At 67.3% G+C, this 20,959-nt stretch carries 13 protein-coding genes; 7 read left to right on the forward strand and 6 right to left on the reverse strand.

Going from position 1 to position 20,959, the window contains the following annotated elements; genetic code table 11:
* Positions 1-88: 88 nt before the first annotated feature.
* Entirely contained in the window at positions 89-2,074 is a 1,986-nt protein-coding gene (uvrC, locus tag FHS74_RS23580) for an excinuclease ABC subunit UvrC (RefSeq protein WP_246463321.1), read from the reverse strand.
* Positions 2,075-2,725: 651 nt separating this feature from the next.
* Between uvrC and FHS74_RS23585 the strand changes: the two genes are divergently transcribed.
* The 3 genes from FHS74_RS23585 (at position 2,726) to FHS74_RS23595 (ending at position 7,723) form a co-directional block, all read left to right on the forward strand.
* Positions 2,726-3,280 carry a hypothetical protein gene (locus FHS74_RS23585; protein ID WP_184806169.1) on the forward strand — a complete coding sequence of 185 codons (555 nt, stop codon included), beginning with the start codon at positions 2,726-2,728 and terminating at the stop codon, positions 3,278-3,280.
* Between the two features lie 434 nt (positions 3,281-3,714).
* Positions 3,715-6,477 (forward strand): TonB-dependent receptor, encoded by a 2,763-nt coding sequence (locus FHS74_RS23590; protein WP_184806172.1) that lies wholly within the window; start codon positions 3,715-3,717, stop codon positions 6,475-6,477.
* Positions 6,478-6,583: 106 nt separating this feature from the next.
* On the forward strand, positions 6,584-7,723 hold the full coding sequence (locus tag FHS74_RS23595; protein WP_184806175.1) for a glycerophosphodiester phosphodiesterase family protein: 1,140 nt from the start codon (positions 6,584-6,586) through the stop codon (positions 7,721-7,723).
* Positions 7,724-7,796: 73 nt separating this feature from the next.
* Here the strand turns inward: FHS74_RS23595 and FHS74_RS23600 are convergent, their stop codons facing one another.
* The gene (locus FHS74_RS23600) at positions 7,797-8,999 is read right to left on the reverse strand and encodes a pyridoxal phosphate-dependent aminotransferase (protein ID WP_184806178.1); all 1,203 of its coding nucleotides are present in this window, start codon (positions 8,997-8,999) and stop codon (positions 7,797-7,799) included.
* A 211-nt stretch (positions 9,000-9,210) separates the two neighbouring features.
* On the opposite strand from FHS74_RS23600, the gene FHS74_RS23605 reads away from it, so the two are divergent.
* The 3 genes from FHS74_RS23605 to FHS74_RS23615 all read left to right on the forward strand — a co-directional run bounded on the left by FHS74_RS23605 (position 9,211) and on the right by FHS74_RS23615 (position 12,848).
* Positions 9,211-9,954, forward strand: coding sequence for an NERD domain-containing protein (locus FHS74_RS23605; protein WP_184806181.1), 744 nt, complete (start codon positions 9,211-9,213; stop codon positions 9,952-9,954).
* 49 nt (positions 9,955-10,003) lie between these two features.
* Positions 10,004-12,181, forward strand: coding sequence for an excinuclease ABC subunit UvrB (gene uvrB / locus FHS74_RS23610; protein WP_425491372.1), 2,178 nt, complete (start codon positions 10,004-10,006; stop codon positions 12,179-12,181).
* Between the two features lie 76 nt (positions 12,182-12,257).
* On the forward strand, positions 12,258-12,848 hold the full coding sequence (locus FHS74_RS23615; RefSeq protein ID WP_184806184.1) for a DUF2239 family protein: 591 nt from the start codon (positions 12,258-12,260) through the stop codon (positions 12,846-12,848).
* A 3-nt stretch (positions 12,849-12,851) separates the two neighbouring features.
* On the opposite strand, the gene FHS74_RS23620 is transcribed toward FHS74_RS23615, so the two are convergent.
* The 4 genes from FHS74_RS23620 to FHS74_RS23635 all read right to left on the reverse strand — a co-directional run bounded on the left by FHS74_RS23620 (position 12,852) and on the right by FHS74_RS23635 (position 20,231).
* Positions 12,852-15,575, reverse strand: a complete 2,724-nt coding sequence (locus tag FHS74_RS23620) for a glycosyltransferase family protein (protein WP_184806188.1) — start codon at positions 15,573-15,575, stop codon at positions 12,852-12,854.
* Positions 15,576-15,747: 172 nt separating this feature from the next.
* Positions 15,748-17,013, reverse strand: coding sequence for a hypothetical protein (locus tag FHS74_RS23625; RefSeq protein ID WP_184806190.1), 1,266 nt, complete (start codon positions 17,011-17,013; stop codon positions 15,748-15,750).
* Entirely contained in the window at positions 17,010-19,436 is a 2,427-nt protein-coding gene (locus FHS74_RS23630) for an EAL domain-containing protein (protein ID WP_184806199.1), read from the reverse strand. Before FHS74_RS23630 ends, FHS74_RS23625 begins: the two co-directional genes overlap by 4 nt.
* Before the next feature lie 36 nt (positions 19,437-19,472).
* Entirely contained in the window at positions 19,473-20,231 is a 759-nt protein-coding gene (locus FHS74_RS23635) for a cupredoxin domain-containing protein (RefSeq protein ID WP_184806202.1), read from the reverse strand.
* A 232-nt stretch (positions 20,232-20,463) separates the two neighbouring features.
* Here FHS74_RS23635 and FHS74_RS23640 point away from each other — a divergent pair, with 232 nt between their 5' ends.
* Positions 20,464-20,934: a Dps family protein gene (locus FHS74_RS23640; protein WP_044559637.1), complete on the forward strand. Its 471-nt coding sequence runs from the start codon at positions 20,464-20,466 to the stop codon at positions 20,932-20,934.
* Positions 20,935-20,959 lie beyond the last annotated feature (25 nt).

Genomic DNA, 20,959 nt, shown 5'->3' on the forward strand with positions numbered 1-20,959 from the left:
TCCTGGGGGCGATCTCAGGCAATGGGGACTGGCGGCCATCCGGGCCGGATGGGCACTCATGACGCCAGCAATCCATGTGAGGCGCAGTTTAGCCGTCCGGATGGAAGTGGTCATAGATGATTTTGGCCACGGCGTCGGATATCCCGTCCACCGCGCGCAAGTCAGCCAGTCCTGCGCGCGAAACGGCTTGGGCGGAGCCGAAATGCAGCAGCAGGGCCTTCTTGCGCTTCGGCCCGATGCCCGCCACCTCATCCAGCGGGCTGGCGCTGATGGCCTTTTCCCGCCGCTGGCGATGGCCGCCGATGGCCCAGCGGTGGGCCTCGTCGCGCAGGCGTTGCAGGAAATAGAGCACGGGGTCGCGCGGGTCCATGCCGAAGGGCGGGCGGCCGGGCAGGAAGAACCGTTCCCGCCCGGCGTCGCGGTCGGGCCCCTTGGCGATGCCCACCAGCGGGATGTCGGACAGGCCCAACTCCGCCAGCACCTCCACCGCCACGCCCAGCTGCCCCTCGCCGCCGTCGATCAGCAGCAGGTCGGGCCAGGTGTCGGTCGTGCGCTCCGGATCCTCCTTCAGCGCGCGGTCGAACCGGCGGGTCAGCACCTCGCGCATCATGGCGAAGTCGTCGCCGGCGGCCTTGGGGTCGCGGATATTGAACTTGCGGTAGGCGTTCTTGATGAAGCCGTCCGGCCCCGCCACCACCATGCCGCCGATGGGGTGGGCGCCCTGGATGTGGCTGTTGTCGTAGATCTCGATACGGGCCGGCGGCCCCTCCAGCCCGAAGATCTCGGCGACGCCGGCCAACAGCTTGGCCTGGCTGCCCGTCTCCGCCAGGCGGCGGCCATGGGCCTCGCGCGCGTTGGTCAGGGCGTGGTCCATCAGGCGCTTCTTGTCGCCGCGCTTGGGCACCGCCAGTTCCACCTTGCGCCCGGCCCGGAGCGTCAGCGCCTCGGCCAGCAGGTCCTGCTCGTCCGGCTCCTCGCTCAGCAGCACCAGGGCGGGGGCGGCGCGGTTGTCATAGAACTGGGCGATGAAGGCGGCCAGCACCTCCGCCGTGCCCTGGTTCTTGTCATGGCTGGGGAAGTAGGCGCGGTTGCCGTTGTTGCGCCCACCCCGGAAGAAGAAGACCTGGATGCAGGTGCTGCCGCCATCCTGGTAGGCGGCGATGATGTCCGCGTCCTCCATCCCCTCGACATTGATGTCCTGGTGGGCCTGGATGGCGGTCAAGGCCCGGATGCGGTCGCGCATCTTGGCCGCGCTCTCGAAATCCAGCGCCTCCGACGCGTCCATCATGGCCTGGGCCATGCGGGTCTGGATGTCGCGGCTCTTGCCGGCCAGGAAGGCGGCGGCCTCGTCCACCTGCTCGGCGTACTGGGCGCGGTTGACGCGGCCGACGCAGGGCGCGGTGCAGCGCTTGATCTGGAATTGCAGGCAGGGGCGGGTGCGGGTGGCAAAGACGCTGTCGGTGCAGTTGCGCAGCAGGAAGGCGCGCTGCAGGGCGGTGATGGTGCGGTTGACGGCCCCCGCCGAGGCGAAGGGCCCGAAGTAATCGCCCGCCCGGGTGCGGGTGCCCCGGTGCTTGATCAGGGCCGGGTAGTCGTGGTCCCGGGTGATCATGATGTGGGGGAAGGTCTTGTCGTCCCGTAGCAGCACGTTGTAGCGCGGCATCAGACGCTTGATCAGGTTGGATTCCAGCAGCAGCGCCTCGACCTCGGTGTGGGTCGTGACGAACTCCATGGTCACCGTCTCGGCCACCATGCGCTGCAACCGCACCGGCAGCTTGGCCGGCACGGTGTAGTTGGCCACCCGGCGCTTCAGGTTGCGCGCCTTGCCCACATACAGGACGTCGCCGGCCTCGTTCATCATGCGATAGACGCCGGGCGTCACCGGCAGCGTGCGCAGGTAGGCCTTGATGGTCTCCACCCCCCGGTTCAGGTCGGCCACGGTGCGGCGGCGGACTTTCGGGGACGCGTCCTGGGATGGGGCATCCGGGGCCGGCGCTTCGGCCGGGGCCAGGGGGGCCTGGGGGACGGCTTGGGTGGGGGCCGGGGTGTCGGGGCTGGGGTCGGTGGTGGCCATGGGGCGGACACTCTGCCGATTGGCGCGTCCGGGTCAATGGGGATGCGCGGGGTGGGGCGGGCGCGATCAGGGCGTGGCCGGTTGCGGGGGCGGGCGCCTGCGAGACGTCCGGTTGCCGCTACCACTTCCGGGGTAAGCCATCCCGAATCAACCTCCGCCGGAGGCGCTGGGGAAAACCTGAACGTCTTCCACGGAAGCTGTGGATAAGTGTGAGGAAAAGCCGCTGATAGCGTGTCCCGCGCCAAGCGGCATAAGGCTTTCCGGGTTTTGCCCAATAAATAGGCAAAAAATAGTAAGTTATTGATTTTGCTGGAAAGTGATTCTGTCAATATCTAACAAATAGTTCACGATCGGCAAAAAAGGGATTGACAGGATTAGCCCGCGGACTGGTTTGGCGGTTGTGTAAAACTCGCGCGCCGCCCGAATTTAGCGGATTCCCTGGGGCGGGCTTGATCATCGGGAAAGAATCACCAAAGCGGACCAAGCTCCTACGCAAGTATGCTTGCCACCCAGGGTCGATTTTCCGCCACACTCGTCCTCCAAACTGGGCGTTGAAGGTGTTTGGCGATGGCAGGTATACCCCCAACGGCCCTGGCCGACCGGTCAGCCCGGCCACCCTGCCCAACCGCCGGGACGAACGGAGATGATGTGATGCGGGTCCTGACAACCGTGATGCTGACGGCCACCCTGCTGGCGACGGGGGGCGTGGCGGGGGGCTTGTGCAACCGGGCGATGGCCGCCGTGCCCGCCGGCACGCCCATCACCATGAACGCCGCCGACCGCGACGCGGCGGAGACGCTGCTCGATTTCGTGCAGAAGACGCGCATCCTGGCCGGGCTGCCCGCGCTCAGCCGCCAGCCGCTGCTGGATGACGCCGCCGCCGCCCGTGCCATGTCCCTGGCCAGCGGCACGGCCGCACCCGACCTGCGGCAGGGACTGATCCAGGCGCGTTACATCCCCATGCAGGACATGGCACTGGAGGCCAGGGCCTCCGCCGACCCGGGCCAACCCCTGGACATCTGGCAGGGCACGGGCGCCACGGTCGGCGCCTTCGTCACCCCCGGCATCACCGATGTCGGCGTGGCCCGCGTCGCCAACCCCACGCCCGGCGGCCCCAACGACGCCTATATCTGGGTGGTCATCCTGGCCCAGCCCCTGCGCGCCGCGCCGGAATCGCCGGACAGCCCGCTGGGCGCACCGCGCTGATTTGAACGGGGCTCCGGCGGCGGCGTGATCCCTGATCCAGGTCGCCAGCGTCTCGTCGAGCGGTCTGAAGCAAATCACCGTCGGCGTCCTTCGGCGCCCCACCACCAAACGGCGCGGCCCCGACCCCTGCATCACGGCCGTCGCGACCGTCAGGGAGGTGGCCGTTTGGTGTGATCGTGGTATCGCGCGCAAAGAAAGCGGTCCGGCGAGAGTCTGGACAGCGTCAATTAAACGATAGATTTAAAATGTGCGATGATGTGACAACCTATGTATAGGTCAATTTTCCTAAATAAAGCAAAGCCAGCACCATAATATATGTTTTATGCGATATTCACACGCATGAACCGAAACTGAAACGCAGACCACCCATAAGTCCCCTCGACGGCGCATCCGCCAACGACGCCGACATCGATGATGAAGGAGTGCGGGGATTGATGGATTTTCATGGGGCCAAAAGGCGGTGTCGCCAGGCGCTTTACCTGACGGCCAGCCTGTCGGCGGTGCTGACGGCGACGGGCGGCAGGGCGGCCGATGCGGCGGACCAGACACCGGATGAGGTGCTCATCACGGGGGCGCGGGTCAGCGGACCGCAGCAAGCCCTGGATGAGAAGCGCAACAGCACCGCCGTCACCAGCGTGATGTCCGCCGACGAGATCGCCCAACATCCCGGCGGCAACATCGTCGACATCATCACCCGCCTGCCGGGTCTGTCCGGGTTCAGCGACATGGGGCTGGGGCAGGCGGCGACGGGGGAGCAGGAGTATGTCTCCATCCGGGGCATCGACTCCTCCTACAACGCCTACACCCTCAACGGTGTGCGGGTCCCGGCGGCGGATCCCAACAGCCGCGCCCTGTCGCTGAAGATGGTCGCGCCCTACGGCATCCAGGCCGTGACGGTCAACAAGACGCCGACCGTGGACATGGATGGCGACAGCGTCGGCGGCACCATCGACATCCGCACGCCGACCGCGTTCGATTTCCCGGGCGCCATGACCCGGGTGACGATGGAAGGCAGCGACTCCGACCTCGCCAACAAGACCGGCGCCAACTCCCTGGGTGGCGGCGGCCAGATCGAAACGGCCCAGCGCCTCACCAGCGACATCGGCCTCTACGTCACCGGCTATTACACCCGCAAGAACACCGCCGGCGAGACGGTGGAGGCCACGGGGTATGCCCCCACGCTGGCTTCGGAAGCGACCCAGAGCGACTTCAGCAAAGTCCACGGCCTGTCGGCGGCGGGCGTCCGATACGATTATTACGAGGATCAGTTGACCCGCTACGGCGGTAATTTCTCCCTGGATAAGCGGGACCAGGACCAGCGCTATTACATCCAGGGCTCCTACTCCAAGTACCAGGTGCGGGGCACCGATACCCAGCACAGCATCAATGGCGGCCAAGTCTGCTATTATTGCAACGGCACCAGCTTCAGCGAGCAGGGGATCCTGCCGGGTACCTATTTCCAGCTTCGCGACCAGAACGAGGAATTGCTGACCACCAAGATCGGCGGCCAGAACACCTGGGACCGCCTGACCGCGGACTATGATTTCTCCTACGGGTACAGCCGGATCGAACGTCCCGATTATGTCGAGGGCAGCGCCTATGGCGCGGTCGACACGACGGGCACCACGTCCTTCGATCTCAGCAACCCGGCGGCCACCAAGGTCACCTACGGCAGTGCCGCCGACAAAGCCTATGCGCTGAGCCAGACGTCCGATCGGCTATGGAAATTCCAGGGCTCGGACAGCGCCCAGGAAAACGCCATGTACACCGGCAAGGTGAACCTGAGCTACAGCGTGCGGGAGGGCTGGCTGGACACCATCCGGGCGGGCGCGGACGTCAGCCGATCGGACCGCTATCAGTACCAACACCAGTTCTTCGGCAACAATGGCGACAACTTCGTCATCCTGGATTCAAGCGGCGCCGTGCGTCCTTACAACAACCCGGCGGGCCCGACCGTGCAGGCCTTGTCGGGGCGGGACCTGTCATCGTTCCTGAATGGCACCTACGCCGGCGTTTTCCGCGTCCTGGACCGGTCCACCTATGAGAACGGCGCCCTGCCGTACAAGTACACCAGCCAGTATGGCATCGACCCGACGACGGGCAAGGTCACGGGCAATCCGGGCGCCTACACCTACAACGACTACATCCGCAACACGGTCTATGGCACCGAGGACATCTACGCCTCTTATGTCGAGGCCAACTTCCAATACCGCGACCTGCGGGCCACGGTGGGGATGCGGTATGAAGACACTGATTTCGCCAGCCGGCAGTGGGCCGTCGATGGCGACGGCGGCGCCTGGCAAACCAGCTCCAACCACTATGGCGAGGTGCTGCCCAGCCTGATCCTGACCTATCGCCCTGATCAGGCCTTCGTCTACCGCGCCGCCGTGCGCCAGTCCTTCTCCCGCCCGGCGTTCGGCCTGGTCGCCAGCCCGGTGACCATTTCGCGGAGCGATATCACGGGGGCGATCAACGGCATCAGCGCCGGCAACCCCAACCTGAAGCCGGCGGAAGCGACCAACTACGACCTGTCGGCGGAATATTACGGCCCCGATCAGATGGTGGTCGAGGCCAACGCCTATTACAAATCGATCCGCAACTTCATCTATGCCGCCAGTTCGTCCGGCGCCGCCCCCAGCGCCAACACCGCCACCGCCAACAACGGCGCCATCGTGGTCAGCCAGTATGAGAACGGCGGCAACGCCGACCTGATGGGCCTGGAACTGAACGCGCGCCGCAAGCTGACCGAATTGCCAGGCCTGTGGAGCGGGTTCGGACTGGGCGGTTCGGTGACCGTCCAGCACAGCGCCGCCGACAGCAAGCGGGCCGACCATTACGGCCGGGACACCTGGCTGCCACGCGCGCCGGAGCTGATGTACAACGTCGACCTGTTCTATGAAAAGGACGGCCTGAAGGCCGACCTGTCCTACCAGTACACGGGCCTGCAGCTGGTCGGCCTGACCAGCAACAACCTCGACACCTATCTCCAGCCCATCAAGAGCCTGGATTTCAGTGTCAGCTACCCCTTCGCCGGGGTGACGGTGACGCTGGCGGCCAAGAACCTGACGGACAACGTCCAGTTCTACAAGACCCTGGGAAAAACCACGCAGTACCTGGGAACCCAGGATGGCGGCGGCAACGGATCCTACGTGGAAACCGGCCGCTTCGTCACCCTGACGGCCTCCTACACCTTCTAGTGTGATCGGCCTGGGAAGAAGCCTGCGGCGGCGGCGGGATCTGCCCGGCGCCGCCGTTGCCCATGGCCGCCGATCCCGTCATTGCGCATGACCGAAGAGAGACGACATGACCATACTAAGCCGCCGCGCCTGCGTCCTGGGTTCGCTGGGACTGGGCCTCGGCGCCACCTTGCCCGCCCCGGTGTCGGCCCTGACGCGGTCGCAGGGGACGCGCCCGCCGGCTAGAATCGAGGTGCTCGCCCATCGTGGCGCCTGCGCCTTGCGGCCGGAGCACACGCTGGCCTCCTACGCCAAGGCGATCGCCGATGGCGCGGATTTCATCGAACCCGACCTGCAACCCAGCAAGGACGGCGTGCTGATGGCCCTGCATGAAAATGAACTGAGCCGGACGACCGATGTGGCGGCCCATCCGGAGTTCGCGTCGCGTCGTCGGACGGTGACCGTCGGTGGCCATACACTCGATGGCTGGTTCATCGTCGATTTCACCTACGCGGAACTGAAGACGCTGCGGCTGAAGGAACGCATTCCCGACATCCGCCCCGACAACACCCGCTATGACGGGGAGTTCCAGATGGTGAGCCTGGATGAGCTCATCGATTTCGTCGCCGCCGAGGCCGCGACGCGGGGCCGGCCGATCGGCTTGGTTCCCGAATTGAAGACACCGTATCTGTTCACCTCGCTGGGCCTGACGGTGGAGGAGGCCTTCCTGGAGACCTTGGCGCGGCATAGCTATGTTTCCCAGGCGCCAATGATCGTGCAGTGTTTCGAGGCGCCAACGCTGCGCCGCTTGCGGGCGCGGATGGGGCGGCGTGACGGACTTCGGTTCATGCAGCTGGTCGGCGAAGAACGGGAACGGCCGTTCGACGTGGTCCTGGGCGGTGGCACGCAGACCTATGGCGACATGCTGACCGACGCGGGCCTGCGGGACATGGCGACCTACGCGGACATCCTGTCTCCGGACATCCGCGCCCTGATTCCGCTGGGTGAGGATGGCCGCCTGGGGCGGCCCAGTCCGCTGATCGCCCGGGCGAAGGCCGCCGGGCTTCAGGTTTTCGCGTGGGAATTCGCGCCGGAGAACCGGTTCATGGCGGCGGATTTCCGCGATGGCCGTGGCGACAACGCCCGCAACGTCGACGGATCGGTGGCCGAAATCCACCACTATCTGGCGGCCGGGCTGGACGGCTTCTTCACTGACGATCCGGGCGTCGGCCGCCGGGCCGTGGACACCTTCCGCCGCCGCCCCTGAGAAGAAGGGGGGAGTGAGAAGAAGGGGGAGGCGGCCCGGCCTCCCCCTTGGTTCGGTCAGTCCCTACCGGGGATCAACGCAGGGCGGCCGTGGCGCGCTGGATGCGGCGGCAGGCTTCCTCCAGCGCCTCGGTCGAGGTCGCGTAGCTGATGCGGAAGTGGGGGGCCAGGCCAAAGGCGCTGCCCTGGACGACGGCGACCCCTTCCGATTCCAGCAGGTAGGTGACGAAGTCCTCGTCCGTCTTCAGCAGGGCGCCATTGGGTGTGGTCTTGCCCAGGGTGCCTTCGCAGGACGGGTAGACGTAGAAGGCACCTTCCGGCCGGGGGCAGTGGATGCCCGTGGCCTGGTTCAGCATGGACACCACCAAGTCGCGGCGCTGGCGGAACACCTCCGCCCGCTCCTTGATGAAGTCCTGCGGGCCCACCAGGGCCTCCACCGCCGCCGCCTGGCTGATGCTGCTGGGGTTGCTGGTGGACTGGCTCTGGACGTTGGCCATCGCCTTGATCAGCGGCGTGGGGCCGGCACCATAGCCGATGCGCCAGCCGGTCATGGCATAGGCCTTGGACACGCCGTTGACCGTCAGGGTCCGGTCGTACAGCGCCGGTTCCACCTGGGCCGGGGTCACGAAACGGAAGCCGTCATAGACCAGGTGTTCGTACATGTCGTCGGTGAAGACCCAGACGTGCGGGTGGCGCACCAGCACATCGGTCAGGGCCTTCATCTCATCATAGGTGTAGGCCGCACCGGACGGGTTGGACGGGCTGTTCAGCATGACCCACTTGGTGCGCGGGGTGATGGCGCGCTCCAGCTGCTCGGCCGTCATCTTGAAGCCGGCTTCGGCGCGGCATTCCACGAAGACGGGCGTGCCCTCGGCCATCAGCACGATGTCGGGATAGCTGACCCAGTAGGGGGCGGGAATGATGACCTCGTCCCCCGGCGACAGGGTGGCCATCATGGCGTTGAAGATCACCTGCTTGCCGCCGGTGCCGACGCTCACCTGCTCCGGCTTGTACTCCAGCTCGTTCTCGCGCTTGAACTTCAGGCAGACGGCGCGCTTCAGTTCCGGGGTGCCGTCGACGTCGGTGTATTTGGTCTGGCCCGCCTCGATCGCGCGGATGGCGGCCTGCTTGATGTTGTCGGGCGTGTCGAAGTCAGGCTCCCCGGCGCCCAGGCCGATGATATCGCGGCCGGCGGCCTTCAGCGCGCGGGCCTTGGCGGTGACGGCGATGGTCTGGGACGGCTTGATCCGGGCGAGACGCTCGGCAACGATCGACATGACGGCTACCCTTGTTGGGAAAGGAAAATCCGAGCGCGACCCTACGCCCGGCAAAAATGCGGCACAACCGCCGCCCGCGCATAACGCGCCTGCCGTGTCGGGGACGCCGCGACATTTATGTGCGCGGCGGGTAGGATATGCGACTGGCGGATGTGCGGCCGATCAACTCGCCAGGATGGCACGCACCGCCGGGATGGGGTAATCAACCGGCATGGCGCAGGAAATCAGCGATCAGGCACCCCAGGCGGCGCCGCTCATGGGCATCAGCCAGATGGTCACCATCGGCACGGTGGCGCTTGTCGTCATCGTCCTGATGCTGGTGGTGATGTGGGCGCTCAGGCCCAAGACGCGCACCCTGTCGCGCCGCCGCTACAACGCCGAAGCCTACCGCCGCAAGCTGGCGTTGGACGACGCGGGCTACTCGGTCGTGCACGGCCTCCACATCCGCGACAAAAAGGGTAAGCCGCTGCGGGTCGACCATTTGATCCGCCTGCCGGCCAGCGTGCTGATGGTGTTGAGCTCACCGCCCGACATGGGCGGCCGCATCAGCGCCCAGACCAAGGCCGGGCAGTGGCGCTACCTGGCCGCCAACGGCAAGGTCGGGTTCTTCGTCAACCCGGTGATCCAGGTGCAGCCGCTGATCCACATCATGAAGGCGCGCTTTCCCATGGTGCGGCTGCGCGTGCTGGTGGTGTTCCCGGACGGCACGGATTTCACCAGCGGCGTGCCCCGCACCGCCTGCCTGGCCAATGACTTCCTGGCCACGCTGAAAGCCATGGCGCGGGAGGATGGGACGGAGAGCGAGGCCATGGCCGAGGCCTGGGAACCCCTGGCCAAGGCGCTCGGCCGGTCCGGCGGCAACGCCTCCGCCCCGGAGCGGGAGGAAGCGGCGGCGCGGACCACGGCGAAAGCGGCCAAGCGGCCTGGAAAAGTGACGCGGCGCGGCCTACCTTGAGGCCATGCCCAACGATGCACACACCATGGAACCAAACCTGCCGTTGCCGATGACCATGCCCCGGGGCCACGCCCTGCCGGCACCCACGGACGGCGTCCCCTTGCGCATCCAGTCGGAGTTCGCACCGGCCGGCGACCAGCCCCAGGCCATCGAGGAATTGACCGCGGGCCTAGTGGCGGGCGAGCGTGATCAGGTGCTGCTGGGGGTCACCGGGTCGGGCAAGACCTTCACCATGGCGCACGTCATCGAACGGCTGCAGCGCCCCACCCTGATCCTGGCGCCCAACAAGACGCTGGCGGCCCAGCTGTATGGCGAGATGAAGAGCTTCTTCCCCGATAACGCGGTGGAGTACTTCGTCAGCTATTACGACTATTACCAGCCCGAGGCCTACGTCCCCCGCACCGACACCTACATCGAGAAGGAAAGCTCGATCAACGAGCAGATCGACCGCATGCGCCACGCCGCCACGCGGTCGCTGCTGGAACGGCGCGACTGCATCATCGTGGCGTCGGTGTCGTGCATCTACGGTATCGGCTCGGTCGAGACCTATTCGGAAATGACCTTGCCGGTGAAGGTGGGGCATCTGCTCAACCGCACCCATTTCCTGCAGCGGCTGGTGGAGTTGCAGTACAAGCGCAACGATTTGGGCTTCGGTCGCGGCTCCTTCCGCGTGCGCGGCGACACCATCGAACTGTTCCCGGCGCATATGGAGGACAGGGCCTGGCGCTTCTCCCTGTTCGGGGATGAGCTGGAGGCCATCCAGGAGATCGACCCCCTGACGGGCGAGAAGATCGCGAGCCTGAAAGAGGTGCGCATCTACGCCAACAGCCACTACGTCACGCCCAAACCCACGCTGTTGCAGGCGGTGGACCAGATGAAGCGCGACCTGAAGCTGCGGCTGGAGGAGTTCAACGCCCAGGGCAAGCTGCTGGAGGCCCAGCGGTTGGAACAGCGCACCACCTTCGATATCGAGATGATGGTGGCCACCGGTTCCTGTGCCGGGATCGAGAACTATTCCCGCTATCTGTCCGGCCGCGCGCCGGGCGAGCCGCCGCCCACCCTGTTCGAATACCTGCCGGATGACGCCCTGCTGATCGTGGATGAAAGCCACGTCATGGTGCCCCAGGTGGGTGGCATGTATAAGGGCGACTACATGCGCAAGTCGACCCTGTCGGACTACGGTTTCCGCCTGCCGGTCTGCCTCGACAACCGCCCGCTGAAGTTCGAGGAGTGGGACGCGATGCGGCCCCAGTCCGTCTTCGTCTCCGCCACCCCCGGCCCGTGGGAGCTGGAGCGGACGGGCGGCGTCTTCACCGAGCAGGTAGTGCGCCCTACCGGCCTGATCGACCCGGAAGTGATCATCCGTCCCACCGAGACCCAGGTGGACGACGTGATGGCGGAGTGCCGGAACTGCATCGCCAAGGGCCAGCGCGTCCTGGTCACCACCCTGACCAAGAAGATGGCGGAGGCGCTGACCGACTATATGCACGAGGCCGGGATCAAGGTCCGCTACATCCATTCCGACGTCGAAACGTTGGAGCGTATTGAGATCATCCGCGACCTGCGCCTGGGCGCCTTCGATGTGCTGATCGGCATCAACCTGCTGCGGGAAGGTTTGGACATCCCGGAATGCGGGCTGGTCGCCATCCTGGACGCGGACAAGGAAGGCTATCTGCGCTCGCGCACCTCGCTGATCCAGACCATCGGCCGCGCCGCCCGCAATGTCGAGGGCCGGGCCATCATGTATGCCGACCGCATCACCGCCAGCATGGCGGCGGCGCTGGATGAGACCGGCCGGCGCCGGGAAAAGCAGAAGGCCTACAACCTGGAACACGGCATCACGCCGGAATCGATCAAGCGGCAGATCGCCGATGTGATGAGTTCGGTCTACGAACGCGGCGACCGGGTGAACGTCGATGCCGGATTGGCGGATGAGGCGGGCCTGGTTGGCCACAACCTCAAGGCCGTCATCGCCGACCTGGAAAAGAAGATGCGCGCCGCCGCCGCCGACCTGGAGTTCGAGGAGGCCGGCCGCCTCCGCGACGAGATCCGCCGGCTGGAAGCCATAGACCTGGGCCTGGATCCGGGCGCCACCCCGCTGCGCGCCAGCGCCATCGGGGAAAAGGGGCGCGCCAGCGCGGTGGCGGAGAAGTCCAATATCAAGGCGCCCATCCCCGCCGGCCGTCCGGCGGGCAAGCCGGGTGGGCGCCGCCGTCGCGGACCCTGAGTATTTTACCCGGGTAATATTGACGCCGAGACTCTCCTGGGGTTAGGACTGGCATTCCCTATGACTGGAGGATGCGATGGGCCTGGACCCGGACATGCGCTGCACCGCCTTCGCCGGCACCCGTTTCCTGACCACCGGCACGCTGGTGGAGGCGGCGCTGGCCGCCAAGGCGGCGGTGGATGCCGGCGACGACGCCCTGATCTTCATCTTCAATGAGGCCACCGGCCGCGCGGTGGACGCGGATCTGCGCGGCACGGCGGAAGAGGTTCGCGGCCGCTTGGCGCCGGTGTTCCCGGCGGACCTGACGCCCGCCCCCGCCCGCCCCGGCCGGCCCAAGCTGGGCGTGGTGGCGCGGGAGGTGACCTTGCTGCCCCGCCATTGGGAATGGCTGAACAGCCAGCCGGGTGGTGCGTCGGTCGCCCTGCGCAAGCTGGTGGACGCGGCCCGCCACGCCCATGAGGACACCGACCGCGTGCGCCAGGCGCGGGAGGCGGCCTACCGCTTCATGTCCACCATGGCCGGCGACCACCCCGGGTTCGAGGAGGCCGCCCGTGCCCTGTTCGCTGGCGACCGCGCCGCGTTCGAGGGCCACGGCCGGGACTGGCCCGCCGATGTCCGTGCCCACGCCTTGCGGCTGGCGGCGCTGGCGTTCCAGGTCCAGGGCTGAGTTTCATTCCGCGGGTTCGGGCGCCGTCCCGCCGTGCGCACCGGTCGCCCGCCGCGCGCTTGCCGGATGCCACGCCCGCAACGGATTGCCCAGCGTCAGCGCCAGGAGGACCCAGCCCAGGGCGAACAGGCCATAGCCCAGCGGCATGTAGGGGGGCAGGAAACGGAAGGACACGGTGGCCATCCCCGCCGGCAGCATCACCTGTTGGAACAGGCCTTCGGTTTCCGTCACGGGGCGCTTATGGCCATTCACCGTCGCCCGCCAACCCGGCATGGACAGTTCCAGCCGGGTAAGGGCGGTGGGCACCGGGCAGTTGCTGACCAGCCTGTAACGGCTTTGCGGGGCCAGCAGACAGCCGTCGGCGGTGAAATAGGGCCGTGGATTGGGCAGTTCATACAGGCGCATGGCCGCGTCCTGGAAGACCCGGCGCGGTTGGCCGGCCAGGTCCAACTGCACCTTCAGGGTACGGTCGGGCAGGGCTTGCCCTTGATAGCTGGCGGTGACGCGACCATCGTCGGCACGGGGCCAGGACCACAGGGCCACCATGTGCAGGGCGTCGTCATAGTTCAGTTCCACCGTCATCTCCGAACCCAGCGGAAGGGGCTCGGTCAGCGGAATGGTGAAGGGATGGTTGTCGATGGCCCCCTTCAGGCTGCCGCGTCCAATGGCGCACTGGCCCTGGGAGCAGACGGTGGCCGCCAGCACGCCGTCGGCATAGCCGTGGCCGGTGCCCACGACGATGGACAGGCCGTTCAATGTCGCCCCGGCCAGGGCGGGGTCGGTCAGCGTCAGGCCGGCGTGCTGGCCGCTTTCCAACTTCAGGGGGGTATTGGCAGTGGGGTCGGCCACGTCGGCGTAGGCACGGACGAAGGGGTCGGTTTCCGGCGTGGTGGCCAGATATTTCACTCCCACGGATTCATAGGCCGCCTGGTTCTTCAGGAAATTCTCAGCCGCTGTCGGGCCGTCGGCCAGCCGGCGCTGATGGGCGAAGACGCCGTCGGCCGCGTTGTCGTCCAACCGCTGGTCGGCGAAGCGGACCCATTTGGCGGGCAAGGGTAGGTCGTTATGGTTGAGTTCCGCCACATGGAAATAGGTGCCGTAGTTCGGCTCGATGGGGCCCAGAGTGTAGAAGCGCTGCAGACCCAGATTACCTCGCAGGAAATGGATGCCGGCGGTTTCCAAATGGGTGCCGCTGGGATAGGCCAGGGTGGGCAGGATGAAATAGACCACCGCTTCCATCACCATCAGGGTGCCCAGCACCTTCGCGCTGGTGGCGGTGTCCGTGGCCGCCCGTGGCCGACACCACACCCAGCCGGCCAGCAGCACCACACCCAGCGCCAGGGAGCGGCCGTGCCAGGGCGTGGCCAGGGCCGCGATGGCGGCGGGCTGCGGAACGGCGAAGGCCGCCGCCAGCAGGGCCGCCGAGGCGCCGCCGGCGATCCAGAAAGCCGTGGCGGCGCGCTGACGTTCGCCGTGGGCCAAGGTCATCAGGTCGGCCAGGGCCAAGGCCGCCAACGCGCACAGGGCGAATTCCCAGGTGCAGGGCAGATAGCGGTAGAAGGCCGAGATGGCGAAGCCGGGCAGGATGGATAGGACACGGTCCAGGCCCGGCAGGCCGTAGCAGGCCGCCACCGTCACCGCGATCCAGCTCGCCAGCGTCAAGCGCAGGGCCTGCCGCGTCCGGCCGAAAAGCGCGTAGAGGGCGAGCGCCACGGGTAGCAGACCGGCATAGCCGCCGACATCGTTCCAGAACGGGGCCGTGGCGGCCCCGTTCTCATAAATCAGGCCGTGCAGATAGGGGAAAAACACCTTGACCAGGGCGTCGGCCGGCAGGGAGCGGCCCAGGAAAGAGGCACCGTGCTGGGCCAGGTAGGCCTGGGGCAGATAGTCGAAGAAGGCGATCAGGATGGGGGCCGCCAGGGTCAGGCCCGCGACGACGCCGACTGCCACCCGGGCCAGGAAGGACAGGCGCCGGCTCCGGTCCAGGCCCGACAGCCGGGCCAGCGTCCAGGCGGCGGCCAGCAGGCCGTTGAAATAGGCGACCTCGGGAAAGCCGGCATACAGCGACAGGGCCAGGCCCGTCCCGATCCAGCCCCAGCCGCCCCACCGGCCGCTCTTTGGGCCACCCCATGGGTCACCTGGGAGCGCGCCGGGCCCCTCCGTCGCGCAGGTTCGCGCGACCTCGACTCCCAGCAGCATCACCGGCAGGAAGCAGATGGGGTTGATGGTCGCGGTCGCTAGCCAGGCATAGGTGCCATTGAACTGGAACAGCAGGCCGCCAGCCAGCGCCGCGGCGCGGGGGCAGTCCAGGCGGCGCAACAGGAAATATGTCGCGATACCGGCGATGATCTGCAGCAGCAGGTGCATATACAGCTGCCCGTTGGGCAGGACGAGCAACAGGCTGGGCGGGAACAGCGCGGCCGACTGCATCTCCCCCGCCAAAGGCGCGCCCACGCCTTGATAGGGGTTCCACCAGGGCAAGTGGCCGCCCGACAGCATGCCCTTGACCGCGCCCCGCCCCAGCGCCTGCGCGGTGAAGGCCATATTGGGGTCAATGGTCGGGTAGGTGCCCAGCCAGCCGGTGGTGACATGCGGTGTCAGCCCGGCGTTGAACAACAGCGGGCTCGCCTTCAGCAAGCCAAGCAGCAGGTGCAGTTTCGCCAACAGGGGGGCCGCGACCAGGGATAGCACGGGCCAGCGAACCTGCCAGGGGGTGGAAAGGCCCATGCTTATCCCATTCGGCGAAAGTTGCAGATTTATTACGCCAAAAGATCTATGGCTAATGGATAATTCTTACCCTACAGCGGTAGGGGTGGCCATTCCTTTGTGACGGTCATGGGCGCCGCCGGGCAGGGCGGTGGGGCAAAGGGATAGCGGCTGAGGGAAGGGCTGACGGGAGTCAGAAGAACAGGCGCACGCCCAGTTGAACCTGGTTCTCATGGGCCTCGATGGGCAAGTTCACCGCCAGACGCTGTTGTCGGCGGCTGTCGACGTGCACCCATTCCACGGTCCAGCGCATCCAGGCGAGGGGCCGGTAAGCGAGGGCGGCGGTATAGGCCTTGCCGTGTTCGTCGAAGTGATGACGGGCGGTGACGGGCGTGTCCTCGTGCGTGCCAAAGGCGTCGAACCGTCCGCTGAGGCGGAAGGCGCCCCACTCCTGGCTGGCCAGGAGATAGAAGGCCTCGAAGGTGCCATCGCTTTCGCTATCGGCGCCAGGATAGACTTCGGTGTCCCCGCGCATGACCTGGGCCAGCAGGGTCAGGCCCTGCGCCGGGACGATCTTGTAGCCGACGCTGTCGAAGCTGGTGTCCCAGGCATAGGCGTGGCCGTTGCTGATGGTGGGGTCGGCCCGATTGTCCCAATGCAGATAGGACAGTTCTCCCCCCAGCGGGTCGGTCCACCGGCCGCCGACATAGAATCCGGGCTGATGGTCGATTTCTGCGAAGGGCTGGAAACTGGCGGGGGGGCTGCGATTCTGATGCATCGGCACCTCATCGGGCAGGCGCAGCTTGTCCAGCAGGCCGGCAGGGCGCTCGATCAGGGCCCAGCCGCGGTAGTCCAGCATTTCGCCCGTGCCGTCGTTGCCGGCGAAGACGGCCCCGATCAGGTCGAACCGGCTGCCGCCTGGACCCTCCGGCCGCCAGGTCAGCGTCACCTCCGACCCCTCGGTGCGCAACTCTTCGCCCACCCAGCTGTTGATGGCGCTGGGCGTCAGGGTGTAGCGGCTGGTCCACGCCAGGCCATCGTTCTCCAGCGAGATCGGCGGGAAGAAGGCGCCAGCCTTCACCTGCCAGGAGAGCGGCCCGCCGGGCGCCGGCCGCCAGCGGACGTAGGCTTCGACGATGTCCACCAGGGTGCGCTGCTCGCCCTCCGCCCGCACGTGGGTATAGACGTCCAGCCCAGGCAGCAGGTGGGCCATGGCCGTCAGCGAGCCCTCGGCCAGGGTTGTGGTCCTTGACCCCGGGTCGCCGCCCGTCCGCAGCTTGCCCAGGCCGCCGTCGAAGGCGCTGCGGTCATTGGGGGTTTGCACCACCCGTGCGTCCAGCAGGCCGTGGAATTCCACATTGGGATAGCCGTCGGCCGCGTCCGCGGTTCCGGCTTGGCCACCGGCCAGCAGCATCGTCCATACTGCCAAGAGGGCGGGCCGGGCCGTGCTGCGGGTCATCCCCGGGACTCCCGCGCCTGGACCTGCCAGGGAATCTCTCCGGCGGCGTGGCTGGCGAGGAAATCGGTGAAGGCGCCCGGCATCAGTGGGCGGGCGATGTAATATCCCTGGGCCAGGTCGCAGCCCATCTCCGCCAGCAGCGCCAGGGCGGCACCGTCCTCCACCCCCTCCGCCGTCACCTTGTAGCCGAGGTCGTGCCCCAGCTTGATGATGGAACGGACGATGGCCTGGTCCTGGGGCGTTTCAACCAGCGCCTGGATGAAGGACCGGTCGATCTTGATCTCGCGCACCGGCAGCCGGCGCAGATAGGCGAAGGAGGATTGGCCGACACCGAAATCGTCGATCGACAGATCGACACCGCCGTCCGCCAGCCGGCGCAGCATGGCGATCGCCGCTTCCGGCTCGCCCATGATGGCGCTTTCGGTGATTTCCAGGATCAGCCGGTCGGCCGTCAGGCCCACTTCCTCCAGCAGGGCGTTGATACGCCCCGGCAGACTGTCGTCGCCCAGGTCGCGGACCGACAGGTTGACGGACATGCGCAGATCGTGGCCGGCGGCTGTCCAGGCGGCCGACTGCCGCAAGGCTCGCCCCAGTCCCCAGCGGGTCAGGTGGCGGATGGCGCCCGTCTCCTCCGCTAGGGGGATGAAGGTGTCAGGCGGCACGAAGCCCCGCCGGGGGTGGGACCAGCGCACCAGCGCCTCCGCCCCCACCACCTGTCCCGTCCGGGGGTCCAGCTTGGGCTGGTAGGCCAAGTTCAGGGCGTCCTGCTCGATGGCCTCCTTCAGATCACCCATCAGGGACAGGCGCTCCGGCCGGTGCGGGTCGGCCGCATGGTCATAGACGCGGACGTAAGGCTCGGCGGAGCGGGCGGCCAGCATGGCCACGTCGGCATGGCGCAACAGGATGCCGGCGCTGTCCGCCCTTGGGGCGCCCGGCGCGGGGTCGGGATATACCGCGATGCCCACGCCCGCCGCCAGGTCCACGGTCACGTCGGCTTGGCCATCGGGCGCTTCGGTGTAGGGGGCGTCGAAGGCGGCCACCAGGGCGGGCGCCAGCGCCAGGGCCGCCGCCTTGTCCCGATCCACCAGCAGGATGGCGAAACCGTGTTCAGATACCCGCGCGATCACCGCGTCGCCGGCGCCGTTGCCGGCCAGGGCGCGGGCCAGGCGGTCGCCGGCGTCGCGGGCCACGCGGTCCGCCAGGTCGTGGCCCAGGGTGTTGGCCACTTCGCGCAGACGGTCCAGGCCGACCAGCAGCAGGGCCACGCCATGTCCCTGGTCGATGGCCTGGTCCACCTGCTCTTCCAGGTACAGGCGGTTAGGCAGGCCGGTGACGGCGTCGTGCAGCGATTGATGGCGTATGTGCTCTTCACGGTCGGCGATGGCCTGGGCCATGTCGTCCAAGGCGGTGGTCAGCTGTCCGATCTCATCCTTGGTGCGCACGGGCGGCAGGGGGGTGTAGTCGCCGTCGGCGATGCGCCGGGCGACGGCGGCGAGCGCCGTCACCGGCCGCGTGACGCCGCGGGCGATGACCCCGATGCCGATCAGGGCGGCCAGCAGGCCGCCGGTCATCAGCGCCCCCATGTACAGCATGATCTTGCGATAGGGGGCCAGCGCCTCATCCAGCGGGTACTGCAGCACCGCGATCATGGGCAGGCTGCCCGGCGCCGTGGGCAGGGGCGTGGTCAACACCAGGTATTCGGCGCCGTGCTTGGTCAGCAGCTGAGGCTCTGCCGCTGCCATCTGCCCCGGGGCGGAGATGCCGGCCAGCGGATCCATGGGGTCGCCGGCCGAGGCCACCACCGACCAGGGCGCGTCGGGCGCCGTCTGGCCGGCCAGCGCGATATCCTTGCGCAAGGGCGACAGGGCCCGCAATTCCTCGGCGAAGCGATCATCCACCCGCACCATGATGCAGATCCAGGCGATGGGATCGGGTAGCAGCACCGGAACCACGACCATGCGGTAGGGCGTACCGTCAACCACACCCGAAGCCGCGGCCCGACCGGTCTCGCCCGCCAGCGGCAGCAGGTCGGGGAAGGTGAAGCGGCCCAGTCCCGTCAGGTCACGCGGGTGGGCGGTGTCGGCGGCGATGGTGCCGTCCAGGTCGATCAGCAGCATGCGGGTGGCGCCCACCCGCCGGCCGAAATTGCGCAGGGCGCTGATGGCGGTGCCGCTGTCGTGGACGGCGATGGATTGGCGCAAGGCGTAGTCCAGCGACATGACCTTGGCGTCTTCCGCCAGGTGCCCGGCCAATGCTTCCAGGTGGCGGGTGAAGGACTGGGCACTGGCCACCAGCTGCTGCTTGCCGGTATCGATCAGCGCCGACCGCGCCACCCGGTACAGGGTGACCATGGTGCCCAGTTGCACGATGGCCAGCATGGCGACCAGGAACAGCACCAGTCGATTTCGAAAGCCGAGAGCCACGGGGCCGCGTCCTGTCGTTCTGAGCACGTGTCGTTCTTAATAATTGCCGCGCTCGGGATCCAGTCCCTGCCGGGTGTCGGGCAACAACGCCGGCAGCGTCAGGGTGATGGGGGCGCCCAGGGCGCTGGCGGCCACGGCCTGTTGCGGGGGTGTCGCGCCGGGCTTCATCCGGGGTTGCCAGGCCGCCACCATGACGCCGGTGGCGGGCAGGCCGGCCAGCTTGGCCTTGCCGTCCTTGCCCGTCACGGTGGCGAAGGGCGCGGCCGTGACGAACAGGTGGGCGATCATGTGATCATGGATGTTGCACCCCAGCGCCACCACCCCGGTCTGGTCGAACTTGCGCTGGCCGATCTGCTCGGGCGACAGCACGAACTCGAACTTCGCGGCGTCCGAATAGGAATAGATGTGGTGGCGTGTCAGGTCGCTGTTGCGGAAGGTGACGGTGCCGCCCTTGGGCACGACCATGACATAGGGCACGTAGGTTTCATCGATCTGGTCCATCACCAGCGGGCTGGTCGGGGCCAGGGGGGGCAGGGCGGGGCCATCCGGCGTGGCGGTCACCACCGCGTCGGCCACGGGATGACCGGCGGCGTCAACCACCATCACCGCGAGGTCGACGGCCTGGGCCGCGCCGGGGGCGGTGACCGCCAGACCCAGCAGGCAGGCGAGGCCGATCCATGGCAACCGGGGCAACCGGCGCCCGCCCGCCGGCGGCGTAACGGCCCGTACCGCGCGGGCCCGGGCGGCCCCCGTCATCGTGGCGCGACCCTCGTCGACGCCCCCAGCGAAACCCATATGCGCCCCTCGAAGGCAGGTTACTTTTTCATCATGCAAGTGTGCCACAATCCCCACGCCGATCTGCGGACAATTTCCCTGGAACCTTATCCCGGGGAGGTCCAAGTGGGGACGGCCGCCTCAGCTGGCGGCCCATTTTTAGAATGATTCTAAATTTGCTTGCCGGCGACGGCCCAAGGGATTACCGTCATCCGCAAGGCAAAAGCTACGACCGCTTAGAAAGGAAACAAGAATGGCTATCGACATCGGCATCTCCGAGCAGGACCGCAAGGCCATCGCCGAGGGGCTCAGCCGCCTGCTGGCCGATACCTACACGCTGTATCTGAAGACCCATAACTTCCATTGGAACGTTACCGGGCCGATGTTCAACACCCTGCACACCATGTTCATGACCCAGTACACCGAACTGTCGGTGGCGGTCGATGACATCGCGGAACGCATCCGCGCCTTGGGCTTCCCGGCCCCCGGCTCCTACGCCCAGTTCGCCGAGTTGACCGTCATCCGCGAAGAGCGCGGCGTGCCCAAGGCGGAAGAGATGATCCAGCAACTGGTGGAGGGGCAGGAGGCGGTGGCCCGCACCGCCCGGTCCATCTTCCCGGTGGCGGAGGGCGCCAGCGACGAACCGACCTGTGACCTGCTGACCCAGCGCTTGCAGATCCATGAGAAGACGGCGTGGATGCTGCGCGCCATGCTGGAAGGCTGATCCGCCGGCTAGGCGACATAAGGGA

The organism is Nitrospirillum iridis (assembly GCF_014205765.1).
Taxonomy (GTDB): domain Bacteria; phylum Pseudomonadota; class Alphaproteobacteria; order Azospirillales; family Azospirillaceae; genus Nitrospirillum; species Nitrospirillum iridis.

Bases quoted from the DNA above. Each gene is read 5' to 3' on its own strand.
- uvrC (WP_246463321.1), bottom strand. From the start codon at position 2,074: ATGGCCACCACCGACCCCAGCCCCGACACCCCGGCCCCCACCCAAGCC.
- FHS74_RS23585 (WP_184806169.1), top strand. From the start codon at position 2,726: ATGCGGGTCCTGACAACCGTGATGCTGACGGCCACCCTGCTGGCGACG.
- FHS74_RS23590 (WP_184806172.1), top strand. From the start codon at position 3,715: ATGGATTTTCATGGGGCCAAAAGGCGGTGTCGCCAGGCGCTTTACCTG.
- FHS74_RS23595 (WP_184806175.1), top strand. From the start codon at position 6,584: ATGACCATACTAAGCCGCCGCGCCTGCGTCCTGGGTTCGCTGGGACTG.
- FHS74_RS23600 (WP_184806178.1), bottom strand. From the start codon at position 8,999: ATGTCGATCGTTGCCGAGCGTCTCGCCCGGATCAAGCCGTCCCAGACC.
- FHS74_RS23605 (WP_184806181.1), top strand. From the start codon at position 9,211: ATGGCGCAGGAAATCAGCGATCAGGCACCCCAGGCGGCGCCGCTCATG.
- uvrB (WP_425491372.1), top strand. From the start codon at position 10,004: ATGACCATGCCCCGGGGCCACGCCCTGCCGGCACCCACGGACGGCGTC.
- FHS74_RS23615 (WP_184806184.1), top strand. From the start codon at position 12,258: ATGGGCCTGGACCCGGACATGCGCTGCACCGCCTTCGCCGGCACCCGT.
- FHS74_RS23620 (WP_184806188.1), bottom strand. From the start codon at position 15,575: ATGGGCCTTTCCACCCCCTGGCAGGTTCGCTGGCCCGTGCTATCCCTG.
- FHS74_RS23625 (WP_184806190.1), bottom strand. From the start codon at position 17,013: ATGACCCGCAGCACGGCCCGGCCCGCCCTCTTGGCAGTATGGACGATG.
- FHS74_RS23635 (WP_184806202.1), bottom strand. From the start codon at position 20,231: ATGGGTTTCGCTGGGGGCGTCGACGAGGGTCGCGCCACGATGACGGGG.
- FHS74_RS23640 (WP_044559637.1), top strand. From the start codon at position 20,464: ATGGCTATCGACATCGGCATCTCCGAGCAGGACCGCAAGGCCATCGCC.